Annotated in this window: 15 protein-coding genes and 1 tRNA gene; 8 read left to right on the plus strand and 8 right to left on the minus strand. The window is 62.3% G+C overall.

Translation table 11 applies throughout. From position 1 onward, the window contains the following. Nucleotides 1–102: 102 nt before the first annotated feature. A complete protein-coding gene (locus ACN0YJ_RS02335) occupies nucleotides 103–366 on the minus strand; it encodes a hypothetical protein (protein WP_417477325.1) in 264 nt (87 codons plus the stop codon). Between the two features lie 149 nt (nucleotides 367–515). Between ACN0YJ_RS02335 and ACN0YJ_RS02340 the strand changes: the two genes are divergently transcribed. Continuing rightward, complete coding sequence (locus ACN0YJ_RS02340; protein ID WP_417495220.1) at nucleotides 516–1,709, plus strand: DUF418 domain-containing protein; 1,194 nt, start codon at nucleotides 516–518, stop codon at nucleotides 1,707–1,709. Nucleotide 1,710: 1 nt separating this feature from the next. Here the strand turns inward: ACN0YJ_RS02340 and maiA are convergent, their stop codons facing one another. Both maiA and ACN0YJ_RS02350 read right to left on the minus strand, forming a co-directional pair. Beyond that, on the minus strand, nucleotides 1,711–2,355 hold the full coding sequence (gene maiA, locus ACN0YJ_RS02345) for a maleylacetoacetate isomerase (RefSeq protein WP_417495221.1): 645 nt from the start codon (nucleotides 2,353–2,355) through the stop codon (nucleotides 1,711–1,713). 24 nt (nucleotides 2,356–2,379) lie between these two features. Further along, on the minus strand, nucleotides 2,380–3,015 hold the full coding sequence (locus ACN0YJ_RS02350; protein WP_417477328.1) for a fumarylacetoacetate hydrolase family protein: 636 nt from the start codon (nucleotides 3,013–3,015) through the stop codon (nucleotides 2,380–2,382). Nucleotides 3,016–3,099: 84 nt separating this feature from the next. On the opposite strand from ACN0YJ_RS02350, the gene ACN0YJ_RS02355 reads away from it, so the two are divergent. Beyond that, nucleotides 3,100–3,579 carry a MarR family winged helix-turn-helix transcriptional regulator gene (locus tag ACN0YJ_RS02355; RefSeq protein WP_417488624.1) on the plus strand — a complete coding sequence of 160 codons (480 nt, stop codon included), beginning with the start codon at nucleotides 3,100–3,102 and terminating at the stop codon, nucleotides 3,577–3,579. On the opposite strand, the gene ACN0YJ_RS02360 is transcribed toward ACN0YJ_RS02355, so the two are convergent. Beyond that, nucleotides 3,576–4,082, minus strand: a complete 507-nt coding sequence (locus ACN0YJ_RS02360) for a paraquat-inducible protein A (protein ID WP_417495222.1) — start codon at nucleotides 4,080–4,082, stop codon at nucleotides 3,576–3,578. The two genes, ACN0YJ_RS02355 and ACN0YJ_RS02360, sit on opposite strands and share 4 nt — an antisense overlap. 209 nt (nucleotides 4,083–4,291) lie before the next feature. Here ACN0YJ_RS02360 and ACN0YJ_RS02365 point away from each other — a divergent pair, with 209 nt between their 5' ends. The 3 genes from ACN0YJ_RS02365 to ACN0YJ_RS02375 all read left to right on the plus strand — a co-directional run bounded on the left by ACN0YJ_RS02365 (nucleotide 4,292) and on the right by ACN0YJ_RS02375 (nucleotide 8,706). Further along, nucleotides 4,292–4,801, plus strand: a complete 510-nt coding sequence (locus ACN0YJ_RS02365; protein WP_417488622.1) for a hypothetical protein — start codon at nucleotides 4,292–4,294, stop codon at nucleotides 4,799–4,801. Nucleotides 4,802–4,858: 57 nt separating this feature from the next. Then, a complete protein-coding gene (locus ACN0YJ_RS02370; protein WP_417495223.1) occupies nucleotides 4,859–6,883 on the plus strand; it encodes a TonB-dependent receptor plug domain-containing protein in 2,025 nt (674 codons plus the stop codon). Nucleotides 6,884–7,005: 122 nt separating this feature from the next. Continuing rightward, a complete protein-coding gene (locus ACN0YJ_RS02375; RefSeq protein WP_417495224.1) occupies nucleotides 7,006–8,706 on the plus strand; it encodes a methyl-accepting chemotaxis protein in 1,701 nt (566 codons plus the stop codon). Nucleotides 8,707–8,853: 147 nt separating this feature from the next. Here ACN0YJ_RS02375 and ACN0YJ_RS02380 read toward each other — a convergent pair. After that, nucleotides 8,854–8,929 (minus strand) — tRNA-Lys (locus ACN0YJ_RS02380). Nucleotides 8,930–9,142: 213 nt separating this feature from the next. On the opposite strand from ACN0YJ_RS02380, the gene ACN0YJ_RS02385 reads away from it, so the two are divergent. After that, nucleotides 9,143–9,490: an Hpt domain-containing protein gene (locus tag ACN0YJ_RS02385; protein WP_417495225.1), complete on the plus strand. Its 348-nt coding sequence runs from the start codon at nucleotides 9,143–9,145 to the stop codon at nucleotides 9,488–9,490. Between the two features lie 6 nt (nucleotides 9,491–9,496). Here the strand turns inward: ACN0YJ_RS02385 and ACN0YJ_RS02390 are convergent, their stop codons facing one another. Further along, nucleotides 9,497–9,823, minus strand: a complete 327-nt coding sequence (locus ACN0YJ_RS02390; RefSeq protein WP_417488618.1) for a chorismate mutase — start codon at nucleotides 9,821–9,823, stop codon at nucleotides 9,497–9,499. A gap of 153 nt (nucleotides 9,824–9,976) precedes the next feature. Between ACN0YJ_RS02390 and ACN0YJ_RS02395 the strand changes: the two genes are divergently transcribed. Together ACN0YJ_RS02395 and ACN0YJ_RS02400 are read left to right on the plus strand one after the other, a co-directional pair. Beyond that, entirely contained in the window at nucleotides 9,977–10,600 is a 624-nt protein-coding gene (locus ACN0YJ_RS02395) for a glutathione S-transferase family protein (protein ID WP_417477336.1), read from the plus strand. A gap of 3 nt (nucleotides 10,601–10,603) precedes the next feature. Then, a complete protein-coding gene (locus ACN0YJ_RS02400; protein ID WP_417495226.1) occupies nucleotides 10,604–11,095 on the plus strand; it encodes an NUDIX domain-containing protein in 492 nt (163 codons plus the stop codon). Here the strand turns inward: ACN0YJ_RS02400 and ACN0YJ_RS02405 are convergent. Together ACN0YJ_RS02405 and ACN0YJ_RS02410 are read right to left on the minus strand one after the other, a co-directional pair. Continuing rightward, a complete protein-coding gene (locus ACN0YJ_RS02405; RefSeq protein WP_417495227.1) occupies nucleotides 11,092–12,267 on the minus strand; it encodes a vWA domain-containing protein in 1,176 nt (391 codons plus the stop codon). The genes ACN0YJ_RS02400 and ACN0YJ_RS02405 overlap by 4 nt on opposite strands. Before the next feature lie 106 nt (nucleotides 12,268–12,373). Then, entirely contained in the window at nucleotides 12,374–14,803 is a 2,430-nt protein-coding gene (locus ACN0YJ_RS02410) for a TonB-dependent receptor (RefSeq protein WP_417495228.1), read from the minus strand. Between the last annotated feature and the right edge of the window lie 197 nt (nucleotides 14,804–15,000).

Genomic DNA, 15,000 nt, shown 5'->3' on the forward strand with positions numbered 1-15,000 from the left:
AGCCATTGTGACAGATGATAGGCACAGAAGCGCGCTGCCGACACAGATAATCTATGCAATATGGGAGTTTGCCTGTCGGAACGGGTCCCGGAAACCGGCCAGCTAGCTGTCGTACCGGTCGGATGGCGTCACGAATACCGGTGTCGAACCGTGTATTCTGAGTTCAGAACCGGAGATGCATTCCCGGCTCGATATCAGCGTGCCGGCGGGAGTGTTCGACGCATGGCCAGGGTTCCAGGCGACCATCTGACGGTATTCGGTCGGCTCAGGGGCGTGGCAGCCAGCCGGGGGAGAATAGGAAATGCCCAGGACGGACAAGCCCATCACGGCAAACCATTCAATCAGCGAGACCAGAAACTGGATCATGACGTTTTCGCACCCCAAGGCGTATCCGCATGCGTGATTGAGTTATGAAATTTATTGAGACTCGATACAATTCCCGAAACATGCTGCGAGCGTGAAACTTTCGTAAGAATATGGCGGAAACCTGGCGAATTCGCCTCAAGGGAGCAAAAATGCCGGATGAAACGCCATCGCAACGTCATGACGTCCTCGACGAAGTGCGGGGTTTTGCCGTGCTGGCGATGTTTGCGGTCAATATTCAGCTCTTCGCCCTGGTCTGGATCGCGGCCGATATTCCCGGCCTTCAAGGCGACTTCAACAGCTGGGGTGATCGCGCCGTCTGGCTGGTGACCCAGACCTTCATCTCGCAAGCGGGCACGGCGCTCTTCATCACCCTGTTCGGTGCTGCCCTGGTCCTGAGCGTCCGGGCTGCGCGCCGGAACCCGACCCGGCAATGGCCGCGATTGAGCTGGCTGCTCCTGCTCGGCCTGCTGCACGCGCATCTGTTCTGGTATGGCGATATCCTGGTGCCGCTGGCCCTGGTTGCGATGATCGTTGTGGCCGCCAATGGCATGGCGCTGCGGGGTCTTTGGGGGCTCGGCCTTGGCTTGATCGGGTTTACCGGCCTGATGTTGCTGGCTGGCAGCGCGATCGGTGCGCTGATCGGCGACAGCATTACCGCGGCCGGGGCGATGGGGTTCAATCCCGAGGCGATTGCCGACATTGAAGCGCTTTACCGGACCGGCTTTATGGCGCGGCTCGGCTATAATATGAGCATCGCCCTGCAATCGGAGATGATGCAGATTGTCTTCATGAGCGGCCGCATCGCCGGCTGTCTTCTGCTTGGCATGGCCGGGCTGCGCAGCGGTTTCCTGACCGGGACCTGGCCGGCTCGCCGATATGGCTGGATTGCCGGGATGGCCCTGGCGCTGGGCGTGCTGGTGTGCCTGGCCGGAGCGTGGAATGCGATGGCCTCCGGTTTCTCACCCGCGGCAGTCCTGCAAAACCGCGTCGCCCAGTATTTCGGCAGCCTGGCGCTGGCGCTCGGCTATGCCGCCGGCTTCATGCTGGCGGCAAAGCTGGATCTGGCCCGCGCCGCGCGTTCGGCGCTGGCGGCGGTCGGGCGCATGCCGATCAGCAATTACTTCGCACAGACCCTTTTGATGACCCTGCTCTTCGTCGGCTTTCCGGGGCTGGGGCAATTCGGCCAGATTGATCGCACCGGGCTGGCGCTGATCCTGGTCTCGGTCTGGGTGGCGCAGGTTTTCGGCTCGATTTTCTGGCTGCAACGTTATCGCTACGGCCCGGTCGAATGGGTGTGGCGCTCGCTCAGCGCCGGGCGGCCACAACAATGGCTGCGCGGATAGCCTATTCGGCGTCGGGCTGGTTTTCCGGTGTGGCGCGCTGGAAGGCTGGCAAGTCGAGACAGGCAGCTTCGGCCGCCATCAACGTTGGAAAGGCCGACAGATCGACCTCCCACCGGCGCGCATTGACCAGTTGCGGCAGGAGATAGATCTCCGTCATGCCCGGTGCGTCGCCGTGCAGGAATGGCGTTGAGCGCGGATGGGCTGCGACCAGGGTCTCCAGCGCGGCCAGCCCGTCGCGGGTCCAGCGATGCGCCCAGGCTTTCATCCCCGCCGGGCCCTGAGCGAGATCATCACCGACGGCCTTGAGAATGCGCAAATTCTGTACCGGATGGGTGTCGCAGCCAATGATGGCGGCCCAGGCGCGCACGCGGCATCGCTCCAGCGGATCGGAAGGCAGCAGGGCCGGCTGCGGCCAGCTCTCCTCGATCCATTCCAGAATCGCCGGCGACTGCATCAGCATCGCATCGCCATATTTGAGCACGGGCACCAGACCCTGTGGCTGCATGGCCAGCCAGGCATCGCTCTTCTGCTCACCGGTTTTCAGATTGATCGCGACCTGGTCATATTCGACGCCCTTCAGATTGAGGGCAATGCGAAGCCGGTAGGCGGCGCCGGAACGCCAATAGCCGTAGAGGACAGGTTTCATGGCGATCTCCGTATCGGGGCGGCGTCAGCTGACGGTGAATTCAAGCGGCGGCAGGCCGGCAATCTCCGCCTTCACCTGGTCATCGCGCTGCAAGGGGCCGACGCCGGCAGGCGTGCCGGTGAAAACCAGATCGCCGGGCTTGAGCGTGAAATAGCGCGCCAGTTCCGAGAGGACGCGGCGCGGCGGCAGGATCATCTCCGACAGATCGCCGGACTGGCGGCGCACGCCATTGACCTTCAGCGATATGGCGCCGCGCTCGGGCACGGGACCGAAACGCAGCAGGCCGACCGGTGCGGAATTCTCGAATGACTTGCCGATTTCCCACGGTCCGCCCTTGGCTTTCATCGCGCCCTGCAGGTCGCGCCGGGTGAGATCAACGCCGACCGCGCAGCCCATGATCGCGCCGCCATCGCCGAGGGCGAGGACCAGCTCGACCTCGTGATGCAGTTCCGATGTGCCTTGCGGGTAGGGCACACGCGACGCGGTCGTGACCGCATCGCTCGGCTTCATGAAGAAAATGGCCTCGGCGGCGGCACCCATTTCCTTGGCGTGATCGGCATAATTGCGGCCGATGCAGAAAATGCGGCGGACGGGGAAGCGGCGCGCATCGTCTTCGATGGGCAGGCTCGGCAGGTCGGGTGTCGGGATGATATCGGTCATGATGCTGGGATAGCGCGACAAACGGGTCGGCGTCGAGCGAGTTTTGGCTTGCTGCTGCAACCCGTTTGCGGCACCAGACCGGATATGGATGAAGCCGACCCACACAACGCGCCTGACCTGCCTGTCCTGCGGCTGGGCGAGTATCTGCCCTACCGTCTCGCGATTGCCTCCAACCAGGTCTCGTCAATGGTGGCCCGGGCCTATCAGAGCCGGTTCGGGATCACGATCTGGGAATGGCGCGTGATCGCCATTCTTGGCGAGGGGCGGGCGATGACGGCGCAGGGTCTGTGTGATGTGACGGCGATGGACAAGGTCTCGGTCAGCCGCGCCGTGCGTTCGCTGGCCGATCGCGGTGTGATCGAGCGTTCGAGCAACCGGGCGGACCGCCGTTCGCATCTGCTGGCACTGACGCCCGCGGGGCGGGCGATCTATGCGGAAATCGCGCCGGTCGCGCTGCAGGCCGAAGCTGCGCTTGTGACCGGGCTCTCGCCGGATGAGGTCGCGCTGCTCTCAACCCTGCTCGACCGGCTGCGCGACCGCGCCCGCGATCTCAGGGACGGCTAGGGCGCGGTGGCCCGTGTCCGCTGGCCCAGCTGCGTGACGATACGGCCCGAGGCGAGCATGGCCAGCACGGTGGCGGCGGCGAAGATATAGACACCGGGCAGGGTGGAGGCGGCGAAGACGAGATTGTCGCGCACGCTGAAAATCACCAGCGCCAGCACCAGCACATCGGCCATCGACCATTTGCCCAGCATTTCAAGAAATCGCAGATGGCCGGCGCCGGTCCCCGGCGCACGGGAAAACTGCAACCGCCACATCCAGATCAGCTTGAGGCCCGGAAACACCACCGAAAAGCCCAGCACGATGGTGGCGAGCACGAATTCACCGTCCTGCAACAGCGCCCGGCCAAAGCCCAAAATCGAGTGTTCCCCGGTCCAGAGGCCGAATTGTGTGGTCCGCAGCGCCGGCGAGACGAGACCGAGGGGCAGGAGGCATGAAGTGAGGACCAGCAAGGCGGTCGTGGCCTGCCCGGCGCCTTGATCGGCCAATGCTCGCGATTCCGCCATGATCCCGCCTCTCCCCTCTCTGCAATACTGAAGCCCAATGCAGGCAAAAGGACGGCAGACAAGACTGGAGGTCAGCCAAGTGCCGACACGACCCTGGACGGTAATAACGTATGATTCGAAATAAGTCTGTGGTTAACGCCCGGAAACTACACGGGTTGCTGACACGCACCTTTCCCCCGGGTGCACTCGTGAAAGGACAGGGTTCCACAATGCAGAAATTTCTACTGACAGTCCTCGCTGGCGCGCTCCTGACAGCGCCAGTCGCGGCTGAAACCACACAGCGTGACCTCGAAGTCATCGGTCGCGCCCTCGGCTTCGTTGATGGTGCCAGCGGCACCACGCGCGTCGTCGCCATTGTTTATGATGCGGGCAGCGAAGCCGAGGCCCAGGCCCTGGCGAGCTCGATGGGCAGCGGCCTGTCGGCCGGCCGCGTCACGCTGACGCCGCGCCTGGTCGCAGCGTCCGACACGGCCAGCCTGGCCGGGGCCGATGCGGCCGTTCTGCTTGGCTCTGCCGCGGGCGATGCCGGCGTTTTCGCCGCCACCAGTGCCAATGGCGTGATGAGCGTCTCGACCGATATGAGCTGCGTTCAGTCGGGCAAATGCGTGATGGGCGTTCAGAGCGCACCCGCCGTGCGGATCGTCGTCAATGGCGCCGCAGCGACAGCATCATCGGTCTCCTTCGCGGCGGCGTTCGCCATGATGGTTGAAGAAATCTAGGCGAGCTGAGGCTCCACAAGACTTTCAGGTGGGCTGAGGCCCTGACGAGGATAAATCATGAAAACGACAACACTATTGACGACGATCTCCGCGATCGCTCTCTCGGCGGCCTTTACGGTCGGCGTTTCTGCGCAGCAGCTGGACTATACTTCGATGAGCGAAATGTTCGGCGAAGCCGTGACAGCCGGTGCCACCGGTGCTCCGCAGCGCGCGTCCGATGTGCCCGCGACGATGATCATCATCACCCAGGACGAGATTGAACGCTTCCCGGAATACGACATTCCCGGCATCCTGCGCCACTATGGCGGCGTTGACGTCACCCGTTATGCCTATGGCGACGGTCAGGTCTCTGTCCGCGGTGCTGCAACCGGCTATACGCCGCGTCTTCTGGTTCTGGTCAATGGCCGCGAGGTTTATCTCGACAGCTATGGCTATACTGCCTGGTCGACCCTGCCGGTCCAGCTCGACGAAATCCAGCAGATCGAAGTCGTCAAGGGCCCGCAATCGGCACTCTACGGCTTCAATGCCGTTGCCGGCGTGGTCAACATCATCACCCGCAATCCGATGCACGGCAATTACGCCACCATCCGTGCCAATGGCGGCAGTGACGAGTATCAGGGCATTTCCCTGACCGGCGGCCGTCAGCTCGGTGAAAACCTCGCCGTGCGGTTGAGCTATGGTGCCTCGCAGGGCAATGAGTTCGAGACCTTTGCCGGCAATGCGAACGCAGCCTTGCGCGCCGCAACAGGTGCGCTGTTCGAACGCGAGACCGGTGCCATTGAAGCGCGCTACCGGATCTCCAGCAAGGTGAGCCTGAGCGGCGAATACACCTTCTCCAATGTCGAATTCCTCGAATTCGACTCGATCTATTATGGCGGCCGGTCGGTCTATGCCCTGAATTCCTATCAGGGCCAGCTTGAAGCGGATACCGACTGGGGTTTCATCACCGCCTCCGCCTACCGCAACGAGTCCGAAATCGGATACAGCTTCGGACCGCTGACGAGCTCGATCAATACCTTCCGTCTGCAGGACCTGATCAGCGTGACGCCGAGCGACATCGTGCGCGTCTCGATCGAGTATCGCGACGCGACTGCCGCATCCTTCCCGGACCCGTCGAATGGCGATTTCGGCTACACCACGACCTCGGTCGCCGCGATGTGGAGCCATGACTTCAACGCTTCGCTCGACATGACGCTTGCTGCGCGTTTTGACAGCGTTGCCTGGAGCCGCGATGCCGAACCCAATCCGGGTCTCTATCCCTTCACCCGGGCCGAGTATGATCGCTCGATCGAGGAGCTCAGCTATAATGCGGCCCTGGTCTGGCGGCCGGAGTTCGGCGGTGCCGTCCGCGCCACAGCCGCGCGCGGCGTCCAGGCGCCGACCATGTTCGATATGGGCTTCACCCTGCCGGTCGATATGGGTGGCGGTTTCATGGTCGGCCTGGTTGGTGATCCGTCGATCGAGCCATCGATCGTGACCAATTACGAGCTCGCCTATGATCGCGGCCTGACGCCGACCATCACCCTGCGGGCGGCTGTCTTCTACCAGGAAACCCAGGACGTGAAGGGCACATTCGGCGGCGCTCCTGACATCCTTCCCCCCAACGCCCCTATCGTAAGTTTTGCGTTTGCCAATCGCGGTGACACCAATGTCGCCGGGGCTGAGGTGACCCTGGCGGGTCGTCCGGCCGGTGGCTGGGCCTGGGATGTCAACTACACCTACAAGACGGTCGAGGATGATCTGTCGGCATTCGCCTTCTATACGCCGCTGGATTTTGAATCGGCGACGCCGTCCCATCTGGCCAATGCTCACCTTGGCTGGACTAATGGACGTGTCACGCTCGACGGCTACGCCAATTATGTATCGGGCATCGACATGCCCGTGCAGGGCGCCTTCGGTGCCATCAGTCTCGTGCCGGTCGACAGCCATCTGGCCGTGTCGTTCCGCGGTGCCTATCAGGTCAATGACAATTTCACGGTCTCCCTGAACGCCCAGAACGCCAATTTCGATGATGGTCAGGTGACCAATACGTTCGGCGAGAATGAAAGCCGCTTCTGGCTTTCCTTTGCGGCGGGCTTCTAACGACTGGAATCAGTGACGCCCCGGTGCTGTAGCACCGGGGCGTTAACCATGAATTCAATGCTTCGACCTGATCATGCAGTCTACCGGATTCGCATTTGCGTGCCGGCTCGCAGGAGGGCCCCATGGCCAAGGGAACAAAATTGTTCAATCTCACCATCGCACGGTCGTTCGCCGTGGCGCCCATCGCTGCCATTCTGGCCCTTGCCGCTGTTGCTGGCCTGGGCACCTGGTCCCTCATGCAGGCCTCTGCGAGCCAGGCCCGCGTCATTGCGGGCATGGAAGTCGGTGTCGAGCTGACCCGCATGCAGACGACGCTTGAAACCATCAATGCCGACGTCTTCCAGATTATCACGGCCCAGGCTGCCGGCCAGGGTGTCGATGTGATGGCGGCTTTCGAACCCGTCGCTGTGAATATCAACAGCCTTTCAACGCAGGTCGAGACCTTGCGCCCCTTTGCAGAAGAGGCCGGTCACGCTGAGACAATCGACGGCCTGACCGAACAATTGGCGCTCTATCGCGACGCGCTCGACTTTGTCGGTCAGATGCTGGAGCTCGATTTCGCAAGCTCCGTCGCCTTTCTGGCGCCATTCGACGACGTCTTCACCGAATTGAGCGGCGATCTCACCGAGCTGGCCGATACGGCTGCCAGCCTGTCGCGCGCCGACGCCGAGGCGGCTGATGCCGCCGCTCGCACCGCCATCATGGTCTTTGTCGGTTTGACCGCCATGGTCGCCATCGGCCTGATCTCGCTGTCCATCTTCTTCGGGACACGGATTTCCAAATCTGTCCGCTCGATTGCCGATGCGACCGAGACCCTGGCCAATGGCGATTATTCGCTGGATATCGTTGCGCTGGAGCGGACCGATGAGCTGGGCGCCGTCGTCGAAAGCCTGAAACGTTTCCGCGAAAGCGGCATCAAGGCCGAGGAGCTCGAACAGGAACAACGCAACGCGACCGCGGTGCAGGAGCGCCGGGCCACCCAGATCAATGATCTGGCAAAGGCCTTCGACACCGAAGTCATGACCTTGCTCGGCGAGGTCACCGAGGCGTGTTCCTCAATGTCGGCAATTTCCGAACAGCTTTCCACCGCGGCCATTGAAGGGTCGACCAAGAGCGGCATGATGGCGACATCGGCAGCCGAAGCCTCAAGCAATGTGGAATCCGTGGCCGCCGCCTCCGAGGAATTGTCGGCGTCGATCCAGGAGGTCACGCAGCAGATCCAGAATTCATCCAATATGGCCGCCCAGGCCGATGAGCGCTCCAAGGCGGTCCAGTCCGTGGTCGATAATCTCGGTTCCGCCGCGCAGCAGATCGGCAATGTCGTCCAGCTGATCAATGATATTTCCGAGCAGACCAATCTTCTGGCGCTCAACGCAACCATCGAAGCGGCCCGGGCCGGCGAAGCGGGCAAGGGTTTTGCTGTCGTTGCCTCGGAAGTGAAATCGCTGGCGGCACAGACCGCCAAGGCGACCGGCGATATCCGCGGTCAGATCGAGGCCATTCAGGAAGCTGCGGCGTCGTCTTCGGCTTCCATTGGCGATGTCACCAAGGCGGTTGCTGAAATCAGCCGCGCATCGGCGGCGATTGCTGCGGCGTCCGAAGAGCAAAGTGCATCGACCCGCGAGATTTCCGGCTCCGTCGCTCATGCCGCGACCAGCGCGCGCAATGTGTCCGACAATGTCGACTCGGTATCGCGTTCGGCCATGCAGACCGGTGAGGCGTCCCAGGAAGTCCTCAAATCGGTTCGCGCGGTATCCGAGCGTGCTGACCGCCTCAACAAGACGGTCGAAACCTTCCTCAATGAAGTGCGCAAGGCGGGCTGATTTCAGCGCCACGACGTAAAGCGAATTGCACGGCGCCCGGACTGTCATGGTCCGGGCGTTTTGCTGTGCGCAGTCCGTCAGGGTTGTTTGACCACAAGCCACGGCGGTGCCGGGACGACCGGCCGTCGGAACGGTTATGGAAAGGATTGGTGCGCCCACAAGGATTCGAACCTTGGACCCGCTGATTAAGAGTCAGCTGCTCTACCAACTGAGCTATAGGCGCGCCGGGGTGGAGGCGGCGGAACATACGCGAGATTGTTCACAAAGCAAGGGCCTGATTTCAGCGTGTGCGGCTGGAGGGGAAATGGGGCTGTCGCCGCGTCGCCGGTGGCCCCCTCGGGCGGCGGCAAGTCCTCATTTACCCTGGGCGCAAAAAGTGTGTGCCTGACCTGTCGGGTTAAGCGTGCTGTTAAGACAGGCGTGAGAGCGTGTCGCCATGAAACCGGCCCGGCCCAATTCTCCCCTTCGCATGACGGCACCCCTCTTCGATGCCGCGCATCTGGCGCGCTATACGGGCGACGATCCGGAGCTTAAGGCGGAATTGCTGGCGCTGATGTGTGAGCAGGCGGAGCGCTGTATAGGCTTGATCAGCTCGGCATCCGACCATGATCGCTGGACCTCGGCGCTGCACACGCTCAAGGGCGCAGCGCGCGGTGTCGGGGCATTTGCCCTCGGCGAGGCCTGTGAAGCCGCCGAGGACGCGCCGCAAGCGCGCTGGCCGGAGGCAGCTCAATCTGTTGCGCAGGCCTTTGCCGAAACCCGTTGCTGTTTCGAGCGCGACTGATCGCGGCTAGCTGCCGCGTGTCCGGTCCCAGACCTCGAATTCATAGGCGATCGACTGACGGATCAGTTCGCGCCAGACCGGCTCGGCAAGCTCGGTACTGAGCCCGACCCGCCGCGACTCGGCGAGAACCTTGCCGATCACATCCTCGATCCGCCAATCATCATGAACGACAGCGCGCGACGGTTTGATCCGGGCCGCGGCTTCCATATAGCGCGCGCGCCCGGCGATCAGCGCCACCAGTTCGCGGTCGATCGCATCGACCCCTTCGCGCACCTGGGCCATGCTGGTGCAATCTTCCGGGCTGATACGTGTGGCGGCGGTCTGTGTACTCATATCGGGTCAACCTGTTGCAGTCCTGATGCGGTTATAGGCGGCGCGGGGCTATCCCCCAAGAGGCGAGCTGTCACACCCGGTCAGTCGAGCGCATTGCCGGTCGACCTGATCGCCAGCCGCGCTATGCTGGCGGTCAAACCTTGGAGACTCGCAATGTCACAGCCGGTCAGAATTTATGGCGATCGCCGCAGCGGCAATTGTCTGAAGGTGAAATGGACAGCCGATTATCTCGCCATTCCCTATCAGTGGATTGAGGTCGATGTGGCCAGGGGCGAGACCCGCACCGATGATTTCCTCGCCATCAACCCGGCGGGGCAGGTGCCTTGTCTGGAGCGCGAGGATGGCCGCATCCTGGCGCAGTCGAATGCGATCATCTTCCATCTCGCCGGCGGCTCCCCGCTGATTCCGGCCGATAGTTTCGATACCGCGAAAATGCTCGAATGGATGTTCTGGGAGCAATACAGCCACGAGCCGGCGGTTGCCGTGCGGCGTTTTCAGAAGGCCTTCCTGAAACTCCCGGAGGACTCGATCGACCCGGCCTTGATGGCGAAGGGGCGCCGTGCGCTCGGCGTGATGGAGATGCGGCTTCTCTCGCGTGATTTCATCGTCGGCGACACGATGACGCTCGCCGATATCGCGCTGGTTGCCTATACCCGCCTGGCCGATGAGGGCGGGTTTGATCTCGACGAGTTTCTCAATGTGCGCGGGTGGATTGCCCGCATCGACCAGGAACTCGGGCTCGATCCCGATGATGGCCGCGTCGACGCGGCCGGATAGCGCGTGGCGTCGAGCGAAACCATCGAGGCGGTGCCGCAATTCGGTCTCTGCGAGGCGGGGGCGCCCTACCAGGCGCGTCCCTGCGCCTTTGGGATCGCTGTCGATGATAAGGGGCGCATCGCCCTGGTGAGGATTGCGCGCGAGACCTATGTCAATTGGGATCTTCCCGGCGGCATGATCGATCCCGGCGAGAGCGAGGCCGTCGCGCTGGCGCGCGAGTTCTGCGAGGAAACGGGCTGGGCTGTCACGGCTGGCGCCCTGGTGGCGCGGGCCGAGCAATTCACCATCACGCGCACCGGCGAGCGCCGGCGCAATCAGTGCGGCTTCTTTCTGTGCGAACTGGTGGAGATGACCGGCGGCAAGATCGAGGATGATCACGAGCTGGTCTGGCTTGATCCGCATGAAGCACTGACGCGTTTGCGCCATCCGGCGGCCGCCTGGGCGGTAACGCACTGGTTAAGGATGGGACGCGTGTGCGGCGGGCGCCCTCGCTAGCGGGCCAATTCCTTTATCGCCTCGTCGACACCTTCCAGCGTCAGCGGGAACATGCGCTGGGCGCCGATCAGATCTTGTACCAGCTTGGTCGAATGAGAATATTCCCACCATTCCTCGGGCTGGGGATTGAGCCAGATCAGATTGGGCCAGGTCTCGACCAGACGCTTGATCCAGACCGCGCCGGCCTCATCATTCCAGCCCTCGACCGAGCCGCCCGCATGGGTGATCTCATAGGGCGCCATGGCGGCATCGCCGACGATAATGACTTTCCAGTCGTGCGGATATTTATGGATCAGATCAAGCGTCGGAACTGTCTCGGCACGGCGGCGCAGATTGGAGCGCCAGACGCCCTCATAGGGGCAGTTGTGGAAGTAGAAATATTCGAGATTCTTGAAGGTCGAGCGTGACGCCGAAAACAGCTCCTCGCACAGCTTGACATACGGGTCCATCGAGCCGCCGACATCGAAGAGCGCCAATACCTTGATCGCATTGCGCCGTTCCGGCCGCATCACGACATCCAGCCAGCCCTGGCGTGCGGTAGCGTTGATCGTATTGTCGAGATCGAGCTCGTCCTGGGCGCCGTCGCGGGCAAATTTGCGCAGGCGGCGCAGCGCGACTTTCAGATTGCGCGTGCCCAGTTCGCGATCCCCGTCGAGATCCTTGTAGCGGCGCTGCTCCCACACCTTGGCGGCGCGGCCATGTTTGCCCGGCCCGCCAATGCGCACGCCGGCCGGATTATAACCGCCATGGCCAAAGGGCGAGGTGCCGCCGGTGCCGATCCATTTGGAGCCGCCTTCATGGCGTTTTTCCTGTTCCTCGAGCCGCTTTTTCAGCGTCTCCATCAATTCCTCGAAGGGCAGGGCCTCCATGGCCGCCATCTCTTCTTCGGTCAGGAGTTTTTGCATCATCGCCTTGAGCCAGTCGTCGGGGATTTCGTTTTCCCCGAACAAATCGCCCAGCGTTTCGACGCCCTTGAAGACATGCGCGAACACCTGGTCGAACTTGTCAAAAGCCTTCTCATCCTTGACCAGAGCGGCGCGGCTGACGGAATAGAAATGCCCGATATCCGGCTCGATCACACCCTTGTCGAGCGCTTCAAGGAGCGTGAGATATTCCCGTGTCGTGACGGGGATCTTGGCGGCGCGCAGCTGGGTGAAGAAGTGATGGAGCATGGGGGCAACCTAGCGAGCTTCGCGCCGCAGGAAAAGGCGGGCATGCGCCCCGTGCGAAGCGGCCCCGCACAGAGGCGGGGCCGTTCTGCCGCAGAAGAGAAAGGCTCTAGAAGTCGTAGCCGATCTCCAGCCCCACGACCCGTGGTGTCGAGAGGGTCGCGAAGGGGGTGCCGAGCGTATCGGCGGTGAGATTGTTGACACCTTCGACATACTGATTGTCGAACAGGTTGTTCGCGAATGCGCTGACACTCAGCCGGTCACCGGGAGCCGTCCATCGCAGGCGCAGATCGGTCCGGTTGCGGGCTTCACCGAGCTCGAAGGCTGCGTATCCACCACATGTGCCCTGCAGCACGGATTGGCTGTTGCACCGGCTTTCGCCGCGATAGGCGTGATTGGCCTGCAAGGTGAGCTCGCCGCGGTCATGCCAGTTGATGACGTATTCGGCCCCGACGGCGAGGTTCCAGTTTGGTTCGCCGGTCGGTTCGCCGGCCAGATCCGCGCCATTGCTGTCGACCCGGCGCTTGTGGGTGGAATCGAGCCATTGCGCATTGCCGTACAGGCGCAGCGCCTCGGTGGCATTCCAGTCGAGTTCGAAATCGACGCCGATGGCTTCATCGTCGGAGGTCTGGACGAGATATTGCGGGATGCCGCCGCCAGTCGGCACGACCAGCCGTACCGATTGCTTGCCTTCATACAGGTAGGAGAAAACCGACATGTTGAAGATCAGGTCGGGATTGATGAAGTCGGACTTGAAGCCGAATTCCCAGCTGGTCACGGTCTCATTCTCGAAACGCGAACCCACTTCCACCGAGTTGAAACCACCGGCCTTGTAGCCCTCGCTGAAGGATCCGTAGACCATGACATTGTCAGTCAGCTGATAGTCGACGACGACGCGCGGGCTGAGATTGCTCCAGCTGTCCTGCTGGATGCAGGCAACATTCTCCGCGACGAAGACCCCATTGTCGCAGGCAACGCCCGCCAGTGGTGCAAGATCAAACACGAAGTCGAACAGAAAATCCGCCGGAGAGGCGCCTGCAAGGCCGAGAAAGCCGGCACCGTCGAGGGCGGCCAGTGTCTGGTCGAGACTGTCGGCCTGGCGACCGCCATTGAGCCACTGGAAGCTTTTTTCATCCTCGGTGTAGCGAAGGCCGACCGAGAGATTCATGCGGTCGGTTACAGACCAGATGGCGTCGGCATAAATGGCGCGGGCCGTGAACTCGCCGCGATTATACATGTTCTCCGACCAGGCATGTCCGAGCATGGTGAAAGGCAGGCCGAAGGGGACGAGCAGGCCGTATTCCAGATCGGTAAAGGGTGTGCCCGCGCCGAGATTGCCAAGCACGGTGTTGACGGTATCGGTATAGGTGAAGGTCTCGGACGCCTGCACCGCGGTTTCGTCATAATAGCTCGCACCGATCAGCCAATCGACCGGGCCGGACGTGCCGGCCAGGCGGAATTCCTGGTAGAAGGCTTCATTGTCCTCGACATTGCTGGTGTCGAAATAGGTGTCGATCCGGTTGGTCCCGTCTTCGTCCTCGCGGTTCATCGTGTTGAATTCGCGATACGAGGTGAGTGAGGTCAGGGTCATCGCGCCGATATCCTGATGAATAGTCAGGGTCGTTTCGGCGAGGTCGCGCGATTCACGATTGATCGCGACATCATTGCGAAGCGGAGCATTGAAGGGATTTAGATAGGCACTGGGATCGGCCGGTGTGGCCGGCGTGCCCGGATAGGCCGGCAGGTCAACGATGCCGATCGCGGGGCGGGCATCCTGACTGATATTGTCGCGGCTGTGGCGCAGCAGGATTTCGGTGGACGGCGTCGCGTTCCAGCGGATGGTGAGCCGGTCTGCCGAACCATTTTCACGGCGGTAGTCCTCGCCGGTGACCGAATCTGTCAGCCAGCCGTCGGCCTTGTTGCTGAGAAAATTGGCGCGGATCGCCAGAGTGTCCGTGATCGGGATATTGATCATCCCCTCGGTGCGGACCCGGCTATGGCTCCCGACCCGCAGGGCGAGGCGGCCCTCAAGCTCATCGCTGGGTGCGCGCGTGATGATCGAGACCGCGCCGGCTGCGGAGTTGCGTCCGAACAATGTGCCCTGCGGCCCCTTGAGGACCTCGATGCGCTCGACATCGTTGAAGGCCAGCAGCGATGCGCCCGACCGGGCCGCATAGATTCCGTCGACATAGATGCCGACTGCCGGGTCGGTACCGACACCGAAATCGCTCGTGGTGATGCCACGGATCGAGTAGCGCGGCTGGGTCGGACTGCCATTGGAGACATCAAGACCGGGTACGAAGGCGTCGAGATCGCCCATATCGTCGGCCGCAAGCGACTGGATGAAGCCGCTATCGAGCACCTGAAGCGAGATCGGTACGTCCTGGGCAGACTGGGCGCGCTGCTGCGCCGTGACCGTGATGACCTCCTGGGCCTCGCCGCCATCCTGGGCCAGGGCTGGTGCGGCCAGAATGCAGGCGACCGTCGATGCGAGCATGCAGCGCAGGCCGGGCCGACGTGTTGGATTGGTGGTTCTCATGTTTTCTCCCCTGAGCCCTCGGCCCGTCTTCCGGCGTGGTTGCGACAAATTGCCATGCCGCGCCGTTCCCCTTGGATTTTACACTTGGTTTCCCCTATAAACGAAACAGAATTTTTTTCATGTATTCAAGCGGCCTGCGCGATTGATGGCATGATGGTGCCCGCATGGCGTAAATTGGTCACACTTGTTTCATCATC

The organism is Maricaulis sp. (genome assembly GCF_048270095.1).
GTDB lineage: Bacteria > Pseudomonadota > Alphaproteobacteria > Caulobacterales > Maricaulaceae > Maricaulis.

What these genes read in the sequence shown, in the direction of transcription:
- ACN0YJ_RS02395 (WP_417477336.1), top strand. Translation starts at nt 9,977, where the DNA reads ATGTCACAGCCGGTCAGAATTTATGGCGATCGCCGCAGCGGCAATTGT.
- ACN0YJ_RS02360 (WP_417495222.1), bottom strand. Translation starts at nt 4,082, where the DNA reads ATGGCGGAATCGCGAGCATTGGCCGATCAAGGCGCCGGGCAGGCCACG.
- ACN0YJ_RS02405 (WP_417495227.1), bottom strand. Translation starts at nt 12,267, where the DNA reads ATGCTCCATCACTTCTTCACCCAGCTGCGCGCCGCCAAGATCCCCGTC.
- ACN0YJ_RS02375 (WP_417495224.1), top strand. Translation starts at nt 7,006, where the DNA reads ATGGCCAAGGGAACAAAATTGTTCAATCTCACCATCGCACGGTCGTTC.
- ACN0YJ_RS02350 (WP_417477328.1), bottom strand. Translation starts at nt 3,015, where the DNA reads ATGACCGATATCATCCCGACACCCGACCTGCCGAGCCTGCCCATCGAA.
- ACN0YJ_RS02365 (WP_417488622.1), top strand. Translation starts at nt 4,292, where the DNA reads ATGCAGAAATTTCTACTGACAGTCCTCGCTGGCGCGCTCCTGACAGCG.
- ACN0YJ_RS02355 (WP_417488624.1), top strand. Translation starts at nt 3,100, where the DNA reads ATGGATGAAGCCGACCCACACAACGCGCCTGACCTGCCTGTCCTGCGG.
- ACN0YJ_RS02385 (WP_417495225.1), top strand. Translation starts at nt 9,143, where the DNA reads ATGAAACCGGCCCGGCCCAATTCTCCCCTTCGCATGACGGCACCCCTC.
- ACN0YJ_RS02340 (WP_417495220.1), top strand. Translation starts at nt 516, where the DNA reads ATGCCGGATGAAACGCCATCGCAACGTCATGACGTCCTCGACGAAGTG.
- ACN0YJ_RS02335 (WP_417477325.1), bottom strand. Translation starts at nt 366, where the DNA reads ATGATCCAGTTTCTGGTCTCGCTGATTGAATGGTTTGCCGTGATGGGC.
- maiA (WP_417495221.1), bottom strand. Translation starts at nt 2,355, where the DNA reads ATGAAACCTGTCCTCTACGGCTATTGGCGTTCCGGCGCCGCCTACCGG.
- ACN0YJ_RS02390 (WP_417488618.1), bottom strand. Translation starts at nt 9,823, where the DNA reads ATGAGTACACAGACCGCCGCCACACGTATCAGCCCGGAAGATTGCACC.
- ACN0YJ_RS02410 (WP_417495228.1), bottom strand. Translation starts at nt 14,803, where the DNA reads ATGAGAACCACCAATCCAACACGTCGGCCCGGCCTGCGCTGCATGCTC.
- ACN0YJ_RS02370 (WP_417495223.1), top strand. Translation starts at nt 4,859, where the DNA reads ATGAAAACGACAACACTATTGACGACGATCTCCGCGATCGCTCTCTCG.